General features: G+C 60.4%; 7 protein-coding genes and 6 pseudogenes. 4 read left to right on the forward strand and 9 right to left on the reverse strand.

Features of this window, described 5'->3' with window-relative positions; genetic code table 11:
- Positions 1-63 precede the first annotated feature (63 nt).
- The 4 genes from iolE to ACVIGA_RS28380 form a co-directional block, all read right to left on the reverse strand.
- Complete coding sequence (gene iolE, locus ACVIGA_RS28365; RefSeq protein WP_173640795.1) at positions 64-981, reverse strand: myo-inosose-2 dehydratase; 918 nt, start codon at positions 979-981, stop codon at positions 64-66.
- 181 nt (positions 982-1162) lie between these two features.
- Positions 1163-3013, reverse strand: a complete 1851-nt coding sequence (gene iolD / locus ACVIGA_RS28370; protein WP_456668702.1) for a 3D-(3,5/4)-trihydroxycyclohexane-1,2-dione acylhydrolase (decyclizing) — start codon at positions 3011-3013, stop codon at positions 1163-1165.
- 20 nt (positions 3014-3033) lie between these two features.
- A complete protein-coding gene (locus ACVIGA_RS28375; RefSeq protein ID WP_207835099.1) occupies positions 3034-4941 on the reverse strand; it encodes a bifunctional 5-dehydro-2-deoxygluconokinase/5-dehydro-2-deoxyphosphogluconate aldolase in 1908 nt (635 codons plus the stop codon).
- A gap of 637 nt (positions 4942-5578) precedes the next feature.
- Positions 5579-5752, reverse strand: a complete 174-nt coding sequence (locus tag ACVIGA_RS28380; RefSeq protein WP_338025826.1) for a hypothetical protein — start codon at positions 5750-5752, stop codon at positions 5579-5581.
- Positions 5753-5966: 214 nt separating this feature from the next.
- Between ACVIGA_RS28380 and ACVIGA_RS28385 the strand changes: the two are divergent.
- The 3 genes and pseudogenes from ACVIGA_RS28385 to ACVIGA_RS28395 form a co-directional block, all read left to right on the forward strand.
- A pseudogene (locus ACVIGA_RS28385) lies at positions 5967-6741 on the forward strand (ABC transporter permease); the annotation flags it as partial.
- Positions 6742-6791: 50 nt separating this feature from the next.
- Positions 6792-7787, forward strand: a complete 996-nt coding sequence (iolG, locus tag ACVIGA_RS28390; RefSeq protein ID WP_173640797.1) for an inositol 2-dehydrogenase — start codon at positions 6792-6794, stop codon at positions 7785-7787.
- Between the two features lie 62 nt (positions 7788-7849).
- Positions 7850-8662 carry a TIM barrel protein gene (locus ACVIGA_RS28395; RefSeq protein ID WP_173642972.1) on the forward strand — a complete coding sequence of 271 codons (813 nt, stop codon included), beginning with the start codon at positions 7850-7852 and terminating at the stop codon, positions 8660-8662.
- Between the two features lie 94 nt (positions 8663-8756).
- Here the strand turns inward: ACVIGA_RS28395 and ACVIGA_RS28400 are convergent.
- Positions 8757-9185: pseudogene (locus ACVIGA_RS28400) on the reverse strand (IS5/IS1182 family transposase); the annotation flags it as partial.
- Positions 9186-9590: 405 nt separating this feature from the next.
- Positions 9591-11826 (reverse strand): annotated as a pseudogene (locus ACVIGA_RS28405) (hypothetical protein).
- Positions 11827-12256: 430 nt separating this feature from the next.
- On the opposite strand from ACVIGA_RS28405, the pseudogene ACVIGA_RS28410 reads away from it, so the two are divergent.
- A pseudogene (locus ACVIGA_RS28410) lies at positions 12257-12784 on the forward strand (reverse transcriptase domain-containing protein).
- A gap of 875 nt (positions 12785-13659) precedes the next feature.
- On the opposite strand, the gene ACVIGA_RS28415 reads toward ACVIGA_RS28410, so the two are convergent.
- From ACVIGA_RS28415 to ACVIGA_RS28425, 3 genes and pseudogenes are all read right to left on the reverse strand, one after another.
- Positions 13660-14034: a NolY gene (locus ACVIGA_RS28415; protein WP_338696173.1), complete on the reverse strand. Its 375-nt coding sequence runs from the start codon at positions 14032-14034 to the stop codon at positions 13660-13662.
- 1417 nt (positions 14035-15451) lie between these two features.
- Positions 15452-15978 (reverse strand): annotated as a pseudogene (locus ACVIGA_RS28420) (LLM class flavin-dependent oxidoreductase); the annotation flags it as partial.
- 85 nt (positions 15979-16063) lie between these two features.
- Positions 16064-16321, reverse strand: a pseudogene (locus ACVIGA_RS28425) (transposase); the annotation flags it as partial.
- Positions 16322-16512 lie beyond the last annotated feature (191 nt).

A 16512-nucleotide genomic window follows, 5' to 3' on the forward strand; every position in this document is an offset into this window, starting at 1 on the left:
GTGGGCAACTGAGCCATTCGTACACGAAAGCTGCCGGCAACGGAAAAGCATCCCAATTGCCAGTCAGCGCCAGGGAAAGGTCGGGGCTTCCACAACATAGCCCGCCTTGGTCGTCACCCGCATGAGTTCGGCATAGCCCATTTCGGCCATTCTGAGCGGCGGATTCTTCCTCGGATCCTGCTCGGCCTCAACAACGAACCAGCCCTCATAGCCATAGCCAGCGAGCTTCTGCACGATTGCGCCGAAATCCAGCGAGCCGTCGCCGGGAACAGTGAAGGCGCCCAGCGCGACGGCGTCGAGGAAAGATTGCGTCCTCCAATCGAGCGCTTTGATGACGGGGCCGCGGATATCCTTCACATGCACGTGGTTGATGCGCTTGTGGTGGTTGTCGATGACGCGCAGCACGTCGCCGCCCGCGAAGGCCAAGTGGCCAGCGTCGAACAGCAACGGGATGCCTTCTCCCGAACACTTCATAAAGGTATCAAGTTCGTGCTCGAACTGCACAACCGCGGCCATGTGATGATGGTAGGAGAGCGGCATGCCCTGCCCAGCGCACCATTCACCAAACTCGGTCATCCTCCTGGCATAGGCCTTCATGTCGGCGTCGCTCAGCACTGGCTTGGTCGCTAGAGGCCTTGAGCGATCGCTCTGGATCGAATGGCCAACTTCACCATAGACGATGCAGGGTGCGTTCACGGCCTTGAACAGATCAATCATTGGCTGGATGCGATGCTTGTTGGTCGCGATGTCTTCGTTGACGAGCGTGCCAGAGAACCAGCCGCCGCACAGCGCAACGTTAACCATCTTTAGAATCGACGACATGACCGTCGGATCGTCGGGGAAGCGGCGGCCCTTCTCGATGCCGGTGAAGCCGGCCGAGCGAGATTGGCGTAAACATTCTTCAAGCGAAACATCGTCGCTCAATTCGGGAAGATCGTCATTCCACCACGCGATGGGGGATATGCCCAGTTTGGCCTTCACGTGATACTCCTATCAGCCTAGGAGAGCCCTGAGCCAATTCTCATCTCTGCGTCGCAGTTCGCTGGTTCTCGGCTTGCCGAAGGGCGGGACTGTCCGGCGGACCAGCGGCGATGCTTCTGCAACCCGCGACATCGTCGAGCGATGGATGGATGGGAATTCGCGCAAAGGTGCATTGCCACTTCTAATTCCCGACGCGTTGTTGCTTCACTGCTTGCTCATAGGCCTTGCGCGCTTCCTGCACCTGCTCGCGCGAGCTGACTTCCGGAACCACGACATCCCACCAGTGTCCGCCAGCCTCGGTCGTGACGAGAGGATCCGTATCGATCACGATGACGGTGGTGCGGTCGTTCACTTTCGATTTCTCCAGAGCTGCTTCCAGCTCGGCGATCGATGCTACATGTTCCGAGAATGCGCCCATGCTCGCGGCATGTGCAGCAAAGTCAATCTTCGGCAGCGTATCGTGCTGGCTGTCCTTCAACAGATTATTAAAGTTAGCGCCGCCGGTTGCCATCTGGAGCCGGTTGATGCAGCTGAACCCGCCGTTGTCGAGTACGACGATGGTGAGCTTCAGGCCCAGCATGACGGAGGTGGCGATCTCAGAATTCAGCATCAGATACGAACCGTCGCCGACCGGGATTACGATCTGCTCGTTGGGCCGCGCCAGCTTGACGCCAAGGCCCGCCGCGATCTCATAACCCATAGTCGAGAAGCCATAATCGACGTGATAGGAGCCGGGACGGCTCGCCTTCCACAATTTGTGCAACTCGCCGGGGAGACTGCCTGCAGCCTGCACCAGCACGACGTACGATCCAAAAACGCGATCGAGTGCGCCAATGACCTGTGCGTCAGACGGAAACTGTGCATTCGTGCTGGCTCGCGCGGTGTCTGCTTCCACCTGCCAAGTGGTCTTGCCCTTCTCCGCCTTGCCGGTCCAGCGCACGGGTGCTTTGTAGCCCTTCAACGCGGCCAGAAGCTCGTCCAGTCCTCCGCGCGCATCCGTCACGAGTGGCAGCGCGCGATGCTTGTGGGCGTCGAACGGTTGTACGTTGAGGCCGACGATGGTTTTCCCGTCGTTCTTGAACAATGCCCACGACCCCGTGGTGAAATCCTGCAGGCGCGTACCGACCGCCAGGATCAGGTCGGCCTCCTCGGCAAGGCGGTTGGACGCCGATGTACCGGTGACGCCGATGGCGCCCATGTTCAAGGGATGGTCATCCGGCAACGACGACTTGCCGGCTTGGGTTTCGCAGACAGGAATTCCCGTTGCCTCGGCGAAGTTTGTCAGCGCGGCGGACGCCTCGGAATAGAGCACGCCCCCGCCGGCGATGATCAACGGCTTCTCCGCAGCCATCAGCGCCTCGGCTGCTACTGTGAGCTCGCCCAAATCGGCGCGCGGACGTCTTGGCATCCACATCCGCTCCTCGAAAAAGCTCTCGGGGTAGTCGTAGGCTTCCGCCTGCACGTCCTGGCACAATGCCAGCGTCACCGGCCCGCATTCGGCCGGGTCGGTCAACACCTGCATAGCCCGGTTCAACGCCGGAATGATCTGTTCAGGTCGAACGATACGGTCAAAATAGCGAGACACCGGCCTGAAGCAGTCGTTCACGGTCGCCGTGCCGTCGGTGAAATTCTCGGCTTGCTGCAAAACCGGGTCCGGGATGCGGTTAGCGAAGGCGTCGCCGGGCAACAGCAGGACAGGCAAGCGGTTGACGTATGCCATGCCTGCGGCGGTCAACAGATTGAGTGCGCCTGGTCCGATCGAGGTCGTCACTGCCATGAAACGGCGGCGGAAATTCGCCTTGCCGTAGGCGATCGCCGCATGCGCCATCGCTTGTTCATTGTGAGCACGGAAAGTCGGCTGTTTGTAACGCACGGCATAAAGTGCTTCGCCCAGACCGGCGACGTTGCCGTGACCGAAGATCGCCCAGACGCCGCCGAAGATCGGTACCACCCTGCCATCAATTGTGGTCCGCTGGCACGTCATGAAACGTATGAGGGCTTGTGCCATCGTCAAGCGGGTCGTCTTGGGCATGATATTGCTCCAGCAGAAGTTTATGCCGCCTTGCGCTCGCGGGAGGCTAGCCATGCTTGGCTCAGTCGCTCGAAACGAGCGGCCATGTTGGCGATCGCCTCCTCATCTGACATCTTGCCCGCCAACCACTCTTCGGCGGCATGGGCGATGATCGTGCGCCCGACGGCGAAGCCCTTGATGATCGGAACGTGCGCCGTCGCCACAAACGCTGCCTCGAGCTGGTCCTGCGGTGCTTCCAGTCCGAGCAGCATAACGCCCCTGCACCAAGAGGCGTGCTTGACGATGGTCGCTTCGATCCGTACCCAGGCGGTGGCGGAAACCTGCGGTTCAAGCTTCCACCACTCCGGCTTGATGCCCAGCGCGTAGAGTTCGTCGAGTGCGCGCGGGATCGTGTCGTCCTGCAGCGTGCCGTGCTTGCCGGCGATAATCTCGATGAGGAACTCGCGGCCGACCTTGTGCGATGCGTCGAAGAGCGCGCGAAGCTTTTCCTGCTGTTCCTTCTTCAGTGGCGCGGGATCGTCGGCATGACAGAAGCACAAGCACTTGATGCAGTGATCGAGCGGCCAGCCGATCAACTGAGATCCGATGTCCTGTGAGAACTCGAAACGCAGCGGCCGCGAACCTGGCAGCTCGACCGGCCGGCCGAGCCAGGAGAACGGATGGCGCGCGAATTCGAACAACGCTTCGCGGCCGAAGCGCTCGTCGATCAGCATACCGTAGTCGTCGCGTCCGGCAGCCACTCGGACTGCTGCCTTTACCGCCAACACCTTGAAGGCATTGATGCGCGAGGGCTCTGCGTCCACCCTCACGGCGACCTCCTCGAGCTGGCTGCGGTGATCGCACGCCAGCGCCATGACCGAGGGGATCTCGCGCCGTCGCGTCGTGGCCCAATGGATGTGGTTGATCGTCTCGTCCTTGCGCAGCGCGGTGAACGGGCTGCCGTGCTCGAGGAAATATCGTAGCTCCTCGAACGTTGGATACTCGGGCGCGCATAGCAGCCGCGACACGGCAAATGCGCCGCAGGCATTCGCCCAGGTCGCTGCCGTGGCGAGGCTTTCACCGCCCAGCCAGCCGCGCAGGAAGCCCGACATGAAGGCGTCGCCGGAGCCGAGCACGCTGAAGACTTCGATAGGGAAGCCCTCGCCGAAAATGCCATCCTCGAGATTGTCGCTGATGTTGCCATCATAGACGACACAGCCCATGGCGCCCCGCTTCAGCACGATGGTCGCATCGGAAAGCGCCCGTATCGCCTTCAAAGAGCCAACAACGTCATCCTCTCCGGTGGCTATTCGAATTTCCTCCTCGGTCCCAACGATTAGGTCGCAGTCGGCGAGCACGGCACGAAGCTTGTTGGAAACGGCATCCGATTTCACATAGCGTTCGGCCGCATACCCGGCAAGGCCCCACAGGTTCGGCCGGCAATCGATGTCAAACACCACCTTGCCACCCGACGCCTTGATCGCCTTGAGCTGGGCGGCTTCCGGAGCGGAGAAGTGCGTACCGGTCACCACGATTGATCGCGCGGAGGCAATGAAGCTCCGATCGACGTCCTCAGGCGAGAGCGCCATGTCGGCGCGATCCGGGCGGACGAAAATCATCGGCGAAACGCCTTCGTCCTCGACGGCGAGCAGGACCAGCGCACTCAGTCGGTCCGGATCGCTCTTCAGCGCCTCGACATTCACACCCTGACGTATCAGTTGCTCGCGGATGAAGGATCCCATTTGCTCGCCGCCGACGCGGCTCAGCAGCGCCGAAGGCAGGCCGAGCTGCGCCGTGCCGACCGCTATGTTAGCCGGACACCCGCCAACCGATTTGGCAAAGGAGGCGACGTCTTCGAGCCGCGAGCCAATCTGCAGGCCGTAAAGGTCCACAGAAGCCCGACCGATGGTGACAACATCGAGCTGCCTAGCTCTGGCGATCTCAACCAAAGCGACCTCCTAGCTATGAAATGGCCCTTTCGTATTTGAAACACTGGTCTTTTTTGGTCAAGATGAAATGTTTATAGCATAAATGTCGGGCCCTACTTTTGATGACGGATCTCCGCGACGCGAATAGCCAGCGCGGCCACCAGGGACGTGCTGGCAGCCAGGGAGGGCAATCCTCCAAAATCTGACTCCGCCACCTCGAACCGCACATTCGAAAGGTCCGAAAGCGGTGAGAATGCACTGTCGCTGATCCCGACTGTGGGGACTCCCCGAACTGCAAGAGTGGCGGCGTAGGATGGTCTCCTGGGGGTGAAAAACTTATGGCTATGGCGGCGGCGTGCGGCGTTGCGAAAGAAATGGTCTCGGGATCAAGTCCCGACGATGAATCGATCAGAACATTCCTGGCCTTTAGTAGCTTCCCCAATATGTAGGCAAGATAGCTTGCGACGGGGAACGATCATCGTTTGGCAAGTACATATATTACATTAGCACCAGATAGAATTTTTGTTGCCTGGTCAAAGCGGTCTCTCTCAATCGAATCGGCAAGCGTATCTATCGATTGTATCGATGCATGCATCAGGCCTTTCAGGACGTGGACGCCTTCACCTTCTGCTCCAATCATTTTCAGCGAGGTAAGGCGCTAATCACAGGAGATGTTACGGTCGCGAAGCCGTTCGCGGTATACCGATTGAAGCTTGGTGACTCCCTCAAATCCAAAGTGTTTCGCGAAACGAACCAAGGTCGATGCCTGAACGCCGGCTGAAGCGGCAATGCTGGCGGCGGTACCGAGGGCGACGTCGTTTGGATTGTCCAACGAATATGCGGCGACCTGCCTGATCCATTTGGCATTCTTGTGCGTTGGTCGAGGATACGCTGCCGCAGCTCTTCAAAACCCGCTGGCGGCCCACGGCGGGTTTCGTCTGTCAAATTCACGTTCACCTACACACCAGATATTCCATTTCGGCTGTAACACGGCACCAGTGCCATGGGCATGTGGTCAACGCGTCAGCGTTGTCCACCATGTTAGCGTCGATTGGTCGTCCGGCTCGGTCGTCGGCTTCTCGGCGATGGTGGCCGCGAGCTTAGCTCAGCCTCGACGTGGGGCAAAGTCGTTTATCCCGACCTCACGCACCTGCCGGCGGTCGTCCCGGTCCTGATCGGTATGGGCTGTTTGCCGGTGCCATCAACGGCGCGCTCATTGTCTACACCAAGATCCCGCCGTTCATTGCCACGCTTGGTATTATGGTGTCTGCCCGCGGATTGGCGAAGTGGTATACTAAGGGGCAGCCGATTTCGGGTCTGATGGCTTCACCTTCTTTGGTAGTGGCATAGCACCAGTTATCATCTTCCTGGTGATCGCGGTGATCTTCCAGGTTGTCTTCGCTATTGGGCTGGCAAGTTCACCTACGCCATAGACGCGAATGCGCAGGCGGCCCGTGTGTCCGGCATCAACATCGAGCGTCATTTGATCAAGGCGCCATCGCCGGCACGTTGGCCGGTCTGGCGGGTATCGTGACCGCAGCCCGCGCCCAGACGGCACAGGCAGGCATGGGCACGATGAACGAACTGGACGCGATCCCGGCAGCAGTTATCGGCGGCACCCTAGCTCACAGGCGGCTCCGGAAGGATCGCCGGAACGATCATCCTCGGCACGATGATGTCTGGCTCCACGTTCCTGTATGTCAACATATTGCCAGGCGATCATCAAAGGCGTTATCATCGTCGCCGCATGTCGTGACCGACACGTACCATCAGCGCAACAGGAAGCGCCGACACTTTAGCGACCATTTCCGGCACAAGTAAGGGTGGACGTGTCGGGGACGCGTCCACCCTTCAGCTTGAAAGAGGAAGGAATGACAGTTCGCTTCGGGTTGCTTGGTGCAGGGCGCATTGGGAGAGTTCATGCCCAAGGGGTCGCTGCAACCCGCAAAGCTAAACTAGTGGCTGTGGCTGACTCGTACCAAAATGCCGCGCAAGATATTTCGTCTGCCTATGGCGCCGAGGTCCGGAGCGTTGAGGAGATCGAAATCTCGCACGACATCGACGCTGTCATCATCTGTACACCGACCGACACGCATGCCGTTTTGATCGAACGGTTCGCGATGGCCGGTAAGGCGATCTTCTGCGAGAAGCCGATTGATCTCAGTATCGAGCGCGTCGAACGATGTCTCGCCTTAGTCGAGAAAACCGGCCAGGCACTGATGCTGGGTTTCAATCGCCGCTTCGACCCGCACTTCGTTGCGGTACGGAAGGCGATCGACGAAGGGGCCATTGGTGATGTCGAGATGGTCACGATCGTGTCGCGCGATCCCGGCCCGCCGCCGCTTAGCTATATCAAGCGTTCGGGCGGAATCTTCCGCGATATGACTATCCATGATTTCGACATGGCGCGCTTCCTGCTCGGCGAAGAGCCGGTCAGCGTTAGCGCCGAAGCGTCCGTGCTCGTCGACAAAATGATCGGAGAAGCCGGTGATTACGATTCAGTGAGCGTTATCCTGAAAACCGCCTCCGGCAAGCACTGTACTATCTCAAATTCGCGTCGTGCCACCTATGGCTACGACCAGCGTATCGAGGTGTTGGGATCAAGAGGGATGGTGGCGGCCGAAAACCAGAGGCCGGTATCGATCGAACTTGCGAGCGGCTCCGGCTACACCCGCCCGCCGCTGCACGACTTCTTCATGAATCGCTATGTCGACGCCTATGCCAACGAGATCTCCGCCTTCATCGCCGCCATAGTCGAAAATCGCGCTATGTCGCCGAGTGGCGCCGATGGTCTCGCGGCGCTTCGGCTGGCCGGCGCTGCGCTCAAATCGGCAGAGACCGGCCGGGTCGTACGGCTCGAGACGTAATTGTTTGGCGCATGAACAACAGCATGGCGGCGCGCCGCTGCCCCATGACGTCGGAGAACGCGATGATTGAGCCATCTTTTGCCATCAATCATATTCTGGCGCCATCGCTGCGGCAGGATGCCTTTTTTGAGCTGTGCCGCAGAGTTGGCGCGTCCGGAGCTGAAATCCGCAACGACCTCGACGGGAACGCGATTCTGGACGGAACGCCGGCTGAGGAGGTGAAAGCTGCGGCCGAAGCAGCGGGTATCCGCATCCTCACCATCAATAGCTTGCAGCGCTTCAACCAGTGGAATGCGGCCCGGGAAGCCGAAGCGATAGAGCTTGCCGACTATGCGCAGGCGGTCGGTGCAGGAGCCATCGCGCTGGTGCCGCTCAACGACGGCAGCGGTCGGGAAGGCGGGGTACGCCAGCGCAATCTTGTCGCCGCGCTCAGGGCTCTCAGGCCGATCCTCGCCGATCGGGGCCTTCGCGGCTATCTCGAACCGCTCGGCTTCGAGATATGCTCTCTGCGCCTGAAGAGCGAGGCGGTTGATGCGGTCCGCGAAATCGATGGGGTTGACACATTCCGTTTAGTTCACGACACCTTCCATCACCATCTCGCCGGCGAAACGAAGCTCTTTCCCGAAGTGACCGGGATCGTCCATGTTTCTGGGGTTACGGATCCGAAACTCGCGATCTCCGGCATGCGCGATGAGCATCGCGTGTTGGTGGATGCGGACGATCGGCTCGGGAACATGGCGCAATTGCGCACATTGCTGGCCGTTGGGCTTGACATGCCGCTTTCGTTCGAGCCGTTTTCTCCGGAGGTTCAGACGCTCGCCGATCCGGCAGGGCCGCTGTCTACCAGCATTGCATTTGTTCGATCGAGCCTTTAAATGAGAGCCATATGTCTGCCTTTCGCGGTGAGATGGTTCGCCTCCCGGAAAATCCCATCAGTAGCGTTCCTAAGACCAGTGATGTAGTCGTCGGTTAAGAAGCCGATTTGAGTGGTGTGCGGTGGCTGGTGACTGAGAAGAAGGCAGCCAGGAAGAGGTACCAAAGAGCCCTTAGCCAAGCGAGGATGCGGCGGAAGTTGTAACCGACGGCGGAGAGGATGACGTTGGCGGCATCGTCGGCGCGGCCTTTGAGGTAGCAGCGGCCGAGGTGTCCTTCAGCCTTCAAATGGCCGATCACGGGCTCGATAGCGGAGCGGCGCCGCAGCTGGCGCTTGATAGTGCCGAAGACGCCGCGCTTCTGGCCGGAGATGAAGACGCGGCGCGGGTTCTGTGCGTCATGGCCGCGGTATCCCTTGTCGACAAAGGCGCGCTCGATCGCGCAGCCGGTGAGTGTCTCGGTTCGGTCGATGACGTCCCGCAGGGTGTGACCGTCGTATCCGCTTGATGGGCGCGGACCTGCATGAGCACGGGAGAGGACGGGACAGCGACCTCGCTCAGCTGCCTGTGAAAGGCCGCCGCCTCTGCCGACGAGTCGGCCGGAGAGGCATCTTGCGCGTCCACGCTATCCGTTTGTTGACGCACGCGATTCATTAAGACGAAGTTCATCTGTACTCACTTTCGAAGATGAAGGGCCAGGAGCGCTGATCGTATGCGTCTGGACTTGAGCGCCGGCATTTGACGGTTCAGCCGCCAAGCGAAAGGAAGTCCGTGGTCACGACGCTCCCGATCGAATTTCAATCGGACCCCGCTGTCGATCTGTTCGAGGAGTTCGTGCCGACTTCGAGCTCATCGAGGATTTCCTCTCGGTGATAACGGCCACTTGATCGTGTCACCACAGCGGCGCTCCGGCGCGAGACAAACCACCTGTCTACATCCCCAGGCGCGCCATCTGGGTCGACATGTGCTCCGTCTCGGGAAGGGGATACCACGGATGGCCACCAACTGCGGTGCTCATCAAGGACCTACAGAACGCCGGCGTGAGCTTCCCGCGGTGGATCACGACGTTCTCGCGCCCCGTCGCAGCTCGAGCGCTCTGCCAGTCCTGATTGTAGCCGCGTTGGTCATTGGACTTCACGTGGCAAGCGGCGAACTCGGCATCGCTCAGCGTTGCCAACTGCCTGGCATGTACCGGCCGATTGGTATGGATGTGCACCCACATCGGGCTCGGCATCGCGCCATTGCGCAGGGCCTTGGGCTGCAGCTTGATCTCGAACAGTGTCCCCGGATCATCCTTCAAGGCGCGCGGTGGATTCACAGACGCCAGCTCCCCGGCCGCCCGCAACTGTTCAAGATACTTCTGGGACGGAAACGCGTAGGTCTTCATGCAATCGATCGTGATCGCCGCCTTTCGCGCCTTCAAAGAGTTCGCCTGTCCCTGCACCTCGGACAACATCGCCTTGAGCCGGGTTATTTTGTCATGCACTTCCGGCACTTGCGCAGGCGTGAGTAGGACACGTCGGCGAGGCTCCTCCAGCGCGACTACACTGGCCTCAATCTCGGAGGCCTGCGTCTGCAGTCGCTTAACGACGAGATCCACGACGTGATCGGCGTCCTCGGGCTTCATCTGGCGCGCTTGCGAGACGGTGCTTTGCTGAGCGGGCAGATCGAACTGCAAAAGTTCGTCCAATCGCTCGATTAATCCGGTCAGTGCTTTCCTGGAGGGCGGAGCCTGCAATATCTCCAGGTGCCCAGTCGCCGACGATGACACCCTCGCGTCTGCCTCCTCCGCGCTCGCGAGTTTCTTTGTACCCAAATCCGAGAGTACGATCACCTTGCCTGTTGGGGCCGTGGCAGCGTCGGGCGTGGCGAGCTGCGGCTCGCGCAGCCCGGCCGCCGAACTTCGCTCGCCTGCGGCCGGGGCGCGCTTGCCTTTCCCCTTCCTCCGCGCCGCGCCCCCTTCAACCACTACGGCAGTCCGGGCCAGCGGCTCAATCATGGCGGGCGTCTTTGGCTGCACGACCAAAAGACGCGTGACGTCGTCCGCGGTGACCCATGCACCTTCCGCGATCTGGCCCAACAGTTCCAACGGAAGGTCGGCATCCGTTCCGGCGCCCCTTAGTCGGGTAACGATGCCGTGCACCCCTGAGGCAAATTCCGAAAGCCGTTCCATGACTCCTTCCAGAACGGTGCAGTGGTCTGCGTCGAGCGCCGCTCCCTCCAGAACGGCGTGGGAAGTCGAGTTGAATGCCGGAAAAAAATCCCGCGATAAAGGTCCCAAGCAGTCGCACCCGCCCATCCTCACCCATGAGGGCGTCGTTCACGGCTGGGCCGAACGTGGCCGCCTTCGACTCGATCAAGAGTCGCGCGAGAGCGATGCGCGATTCCAGGTACATGCACTTCGTATACAGTGCCCAGCCGGTATGCTGGCGTAGCGCGGCCTCTTCTTCCTCCCGCATCTTGGACGTGGTGCTGGGCAAGTTGGCGGTGTCCGTATAAACGGACCGCATCCGCTCCGAACGCAACACCTTCTTTCCCCACCAATCCAAGCAGGCTTCGTAATGCTTCGCCACGCTGGATACCGCCCGGCCCAGCTGGTCGGACGGAGCGCCGGCATCTCGCATCCGCTCGAACACGGCTGCTGCTTTGCTCCTGTTCTTATCCAGCTTGTCGCCAATCTGGATGGCCACAGCGTTGCCGTTGTTCCCCGAGGCGAGAGTCTCGTCGCGGAGTTGACGAACCTGACTGTCGGAAAGAAGCCTGCGCGCCATGTCCGAGGGGAGGCTCGCGTAATACTCCAGAACTTCCGAGCCCGCCTTGACGCCTTGATCAATCAGGTCTTGCGTCTCCGATAGGCTCCGAGCTTGCATAACCGCAGCTTGGGCAGCAATAAAGTTCCCAAGCAGACTGCGCATTTTTTTCTGCGCTGATTTTCCGTCGCCACTTGAGGAACTCGGGATTGGCGCACCCGAAGCTGGTGGTAGGCCTGCGAGCGGCGCCGTTCCATCCTGAGGCCCGAGGCGCATCCCCACCACGACGGAGTCGAAAGCTTGCCTGCCTTCGCCGAGGGCGGCCCCGGGCTCCGGGCTCGAACTGCTCGATCCCCATGTGCTGCGGGCTTCCGCAGGCCCAATGTGCGAATTGCCAGTTCGGCCAATGCCCGTCATATCTCCCCCATCAAGTCGAGAATGCGCAGCCTGTCCGGTAGACCAGCTGGCTGACGAGTAGCTGACGCAGGGCGTTTTTCCGAGGTGCACGGTAACGCCCGGATCGCCGCGGGCATCAATTCCCGGAAGCTGGCGTGCTGCTGGAGGCAGCGGGTAACCTCCGCGACCTCTGCGCACGAGTCCACACTGGTCGTTATCGGCCACAGCCGGTGCGACGAGTCTACATCCCCAAAGCCGACGGCGGTAAGCGGCCTCTCGGTGTGCCGGCGCTAGAGGACAAGATTGTCCAAAGCGCGGTAGCCGAGGTGCTGAGCGCCGTCTACGAGGCCGACTTCCTCGGGTTCTCCTACGGCTTTCGGCCGGGGCGGAATCCTCATTATGGCGCTTGACGCCTTGCACACGGCGATCATGAGCCAGCGGCGTCAACTGGGTGCTCGATGCCGACATACGCAGCTTCTTCGACTCGGTCGACCACGAGTGGCTGTTGCGGATGGTGGCGCACAGGATCACCGATCCTCGCATCTTACGGCTCATCGAGCTGTGGCTGCGAACTGGCGTTCTTGAGAGCGGCGAGAAGCAAGATACAGACAGGGGTACGCCGCAAGGCGGCGGGCATTAGCCCGCTCCTTGCCAACATCTTCCTGCACTACATCCTCGATTTCTGGTCCACCAATGGCGTCGTCGCCATGCACGCGGTCGCGTCGTGACTGTGCGTTATGCGGACGACTTCGTCATGGGCTTCGAGAACAAGGCAGATGCGCAGGAAATGCTCTTTGCCCTCAAGACGCGGCTGACCGGCTTCGGCCTAACGCTCCATGAGGACAAGACGCGGCTGATCGAGTTTGGCCGGTTCGCGGCCCTCTCGCGTCAGCGGCGCGGCGAGCGGCGGCCAGAAACCTTCGCCTCCTCGGCTTCACCCACTACTGCGGGCGGACCAGGGACGGCGGGTTTATCGTGAAGCACAAGACGGAAGGGAAACGCCTGACGCGCAAGCTGACGGCGTTGCGCCAGGAGGCCTGGCGGCTCATGCACGCGCCACTGCCTCGCAGCACGAGTGGTTCGCCGCTGTGCTGCGTGGACACTACGGCTACTACGGCAGGCCGCACAATTATCCAGCGCTCAACGGCTTCTACCGCGAAGTGCGTCGGACCTGGATGCGCTGTCTGAGACGGCGCAGCCAGAAAAGTCGGCGCATGGGCTGGTCCGAGTTCGAGACCCTGACGGCACGCTTCCGTCTGCCCGTTCCACGCATCACTCGCACTTGGGCACAGGCGCGGATATGACGCGGGTTACCCTCGGGAAGAGCCGGGTGCGGGAAAGCCGCCTGCCCGGATCTGTGAGGGCAAAGCCAAATGGCCGAGCTACTCGACCACGACCGTGCGCCGCCGCCCCCAGAAGGGTTCGAGTGAAGTTCGTCGTCAGCAAATAAGGGGATATTGCCGCAACAACGGCCTAACCACTATACACGAAACGAAGGTTAGGCCGAGTTGGCAGTCATTGTGAGTGTCTCGTACCCGGGCGGCCTGTGCCTTCTCGTTATCCGGCTTCCGCACGGCGGTAGCAGAGCCATGAGGTCCCGAAGCAAGAGCAAAAGTTGAACTAAGGGGCGAAATCAAACTGGGTTGTTGCAGTGCAAATGCGTGATTGTCCGACGTACCCGACCCGACCGCGATAGCTAACGAATCAGTCGCAGACGGCGTAATGGAGGCGGCGCCCGCATGCCAGGTTAGCTCGTTGGATGCTGCGCTTCGCTATGATACTCTGTTCGTACCATCGCAGCCGGCGTTGTTCGGCCAGGAAAAGCGCTCTCCACATCAAACCGTCAACGAAATCTCACTCCGCGGCACGCGAGAAAATGAGTTTCGCGATCTTCATCCGGTTGGCCGGAGTTCGTAGGTTTGCCGGCAAGGCATCGACGGCTTGATCGAACAGGCGTCCCAAAACGAGAAGGTCTTCCGGGTAATAAGCGCCGCGGTCCCCGGACATGTGCGTGGTGCGAGCGCCGCCGTCATGATTGCTTGTTCTTGTCTCGCCGAGCTGGCCGAGCTCCAGCTCCGCCGTGATCATTTCATTTGTGAGTGCGTTGAGCAGTCGGATCGCGTCAAGCGCGTCACCATCCTCGCCTACGAGAGTGGCGAGGATGGTCAGTTGCAGGTCGATCCGATCCTTAAGATTCTGTACGCGGGAATTGGAGGGGGCAAGTTCCACGATGTGCTCCTGGTGGTGAAGTGAATGTAAAGTACCTGATGGTTTGTGTTGCGTTTCGCGGTCCGCGAGAGCCCGCAGGTGCGGCGCGACAAGGAATGTCTCCGTCCCAGCTGCGTGTTCATTGAGGCGATCGTCGCGCTCGCTCGACGCCGTACAATGGCAGGGCCTGCGGGCCATGACTGCGACTGACGACTGAAGCCGAGCAGCCCGCGGATGTGTGTGAGACGCCGCCCGGCATAGCCGCCGAGAGCCAATTGGGGCTCATCGGGGATTGCAGAGCGATCTTCCGCCACAATCGTCTGGGCTGCCACGCTCAGATCGTTAAATGCTCGGCACAGTGAGCGTGCGGCCAGGCGGGGAAAAGGAGCCCGCGAACAGATGGGAGCTCGGCAGCTCGCCCAGCTGCGCCAATTGCTTAGATGATGGTGTGATGCTTGCCGGAAACTCAAAGAGCGCTCGCCCCCGTCGAAAGTTGATCGACAACAGCGGATAAAGCCGGATGAGCATCGTGCAGGTTTGTAGAGCGTAGATCTGGCCTTCGCCGACCGAGCTGGGCTCAGCAAGCGAGCGCAGTGAGGATTTGCGGTCACACGACGTTGCAGAGTGGACGGCAAGTTGGCGAAGTTGATCTGTCCATGTCGTCGCAGATCGGGTCCTCGTCCGGGCCGTCGGACACGTATCTTGCAATCGGGGCAGGTACAGACCTGCCAGCACGGCCTCGCTTGCAGCCGCCAGATTGACGGCGCTGCCGACCTGGTCAGGGCGAAAAGTCCAAGCTCCGGCGAGGAGGACGGTTCACCTGGCCGAATCCTAAACGACGTATGCATTTACCGAGGCCACTGGAAGTGCGCTAACGCCGATCGTCTGAAACGCCTTTGGGGGAATGGCCATGGTATCAGCGAGGACGCGGTTGATGACTACGCGCCGCACGCGGCGATCAGGGGACAGACTAAAAATGGTCCGCACGTGCGTCGATTTGGACGAATCGAACGTATCTTTGTGGATCCAGGTCGGGGTGGCTTGTACTGACCTGCGACTGTGCTGAAGGCAAAAGGGATCCATGGCCACACGACATTCGTGAAAGGTGCTTTCCGGAAATCGCGATCGACTTATGGGGTATTTGGCTAAATCCGGTAAAATCGAAAGTTTTGATGGGATCCATCCAGTTCGCGGATAGCCCGGGCGAGGAGTCATTGACCTTTCTGGATGGCGCTGGATTCTCGCGCGGTCCACGAGCCGATGAGACGGGGCGCGGGGCTGACCCGGTGCTGCTCCAGGTGCTCGAGCATGCTCTATTGGTCCGGGGCAAGGCAGCGAGCGTGATCGCAGGCGGATATCGGCGTTGTCGGCAGGGCGGTCGATCATGGCACATAGCGTTGCGGCGCTGAACGCAGGTAGCAAAATCGGATCGAACGTTTCAGCCAAAGCCAGGCATGATCTCGGATTGGATTGTGGTTGCTGTGTACAGCGAAACCTCCAACGGAAGGTTCCCGAATGCAAGCTGGCATAGTAGATATTAGTTGGCGCCCGCCTCCTCGCTCTGGTTAAGGAGGAGCTGTCGCATGGAAGCTGGCGTTCCGACAACGCACAGTTCGCTTCAAGCGCTGCATCGAAGGTCAGCTGCAAGTCAGGCGGTGTCGGAGTGGCACTCAGTTCGTGAGGGAATCTAAAGCTCCTTAGCCATCGTTGATAAGCGGCTTCCGCGGCCGCGCGGGCATCTTTGTCAGACTGCGCAACTACGACCATGCGCAGCAAGCCGAGAAATGGCATCCGATCGTCCGCGGCGGTCTTATGCGCCAGATGAGAGCGGAACGCATCTGTCATGTTTCGGACAGCAGAGGAGTGGCCTGCGCACGCCAGATTGGCGCCGTTTGCAGCAGCCCACGCCGCTGGCTCCGGGCGATTGCTCGCGATCCAGGTTTGATGTGGGCGCTGATGAGGCCTCTGTTCACAGTGTCCCTTTTTGATTTTGCCTCTCTGGCGCGCGAGGCGCCTGACACCAAGCGGCCGGGAGATGGTCGCTTCGCTACTTTGAAAGCAGTTCGCGAAGCTCCGCGACATCGAGCATGTGCTTGACCAGAAGCATCTTTAGCATCGCGTTCTCCTGCTCCAAGACCTTCAATCGCTTGGCCGCAGGAACGTCCATGCCGCCAAACCTGGCGTTCCAATTCTGGATGGCCGCTTCTGAGGTCCCGTGTTTGCGAGCCAGGTCAGTTGCCTTCGCCCCAGCCTGATGCTCCCTCAAGATCGCGACGATCTGCTCTTCCGTGAATCGTGGCCGCTTCATTTGACAGCCCCTGTTAGGGGGGAGCTTGCATTCCAGCCGGAGGAAGCGCGGAATAATTGGTCATCTGCCGAGCGCGGGTTGGAGGGGGCCGCAGACGATCCGACTGGGGCCAAATGGGCTTCATCGATCTGCCCTAGCCCGTCTTATTCATCAGCGGCTTGTTGAGAGGCTGGCGAGCGTGGCGTAAGCCG

The organism is Bradyrhizobium sp. USDA 3240 (assembly GCF_054063295.1).

What these genes read in the sequence shown, in the direction of transcription:
- ACVIGA_RS28395 (WP_173642972.1), top strand. Translation starts at nt 7,850, where the DNA reads ATGATTGAGCCATCTTTTGCCATCAATCATATTCTGGCGCCATCGCTG.
- iolG (WP_173640797.1), top strand. Translation starts at nt 6,792, where the DNA reads ATGACAGTTCGCTTCGGGTTGCTTGGTGCAGGGCGCATTGGGAGAGTT.
- iolD (WP_456668702.1), bottom strand. Translation starts at nt 3,013, where the DNA reads ATGCCCAAGACGACCCGCTTGACGATGGCACAAGCCCTCATACGTTTC.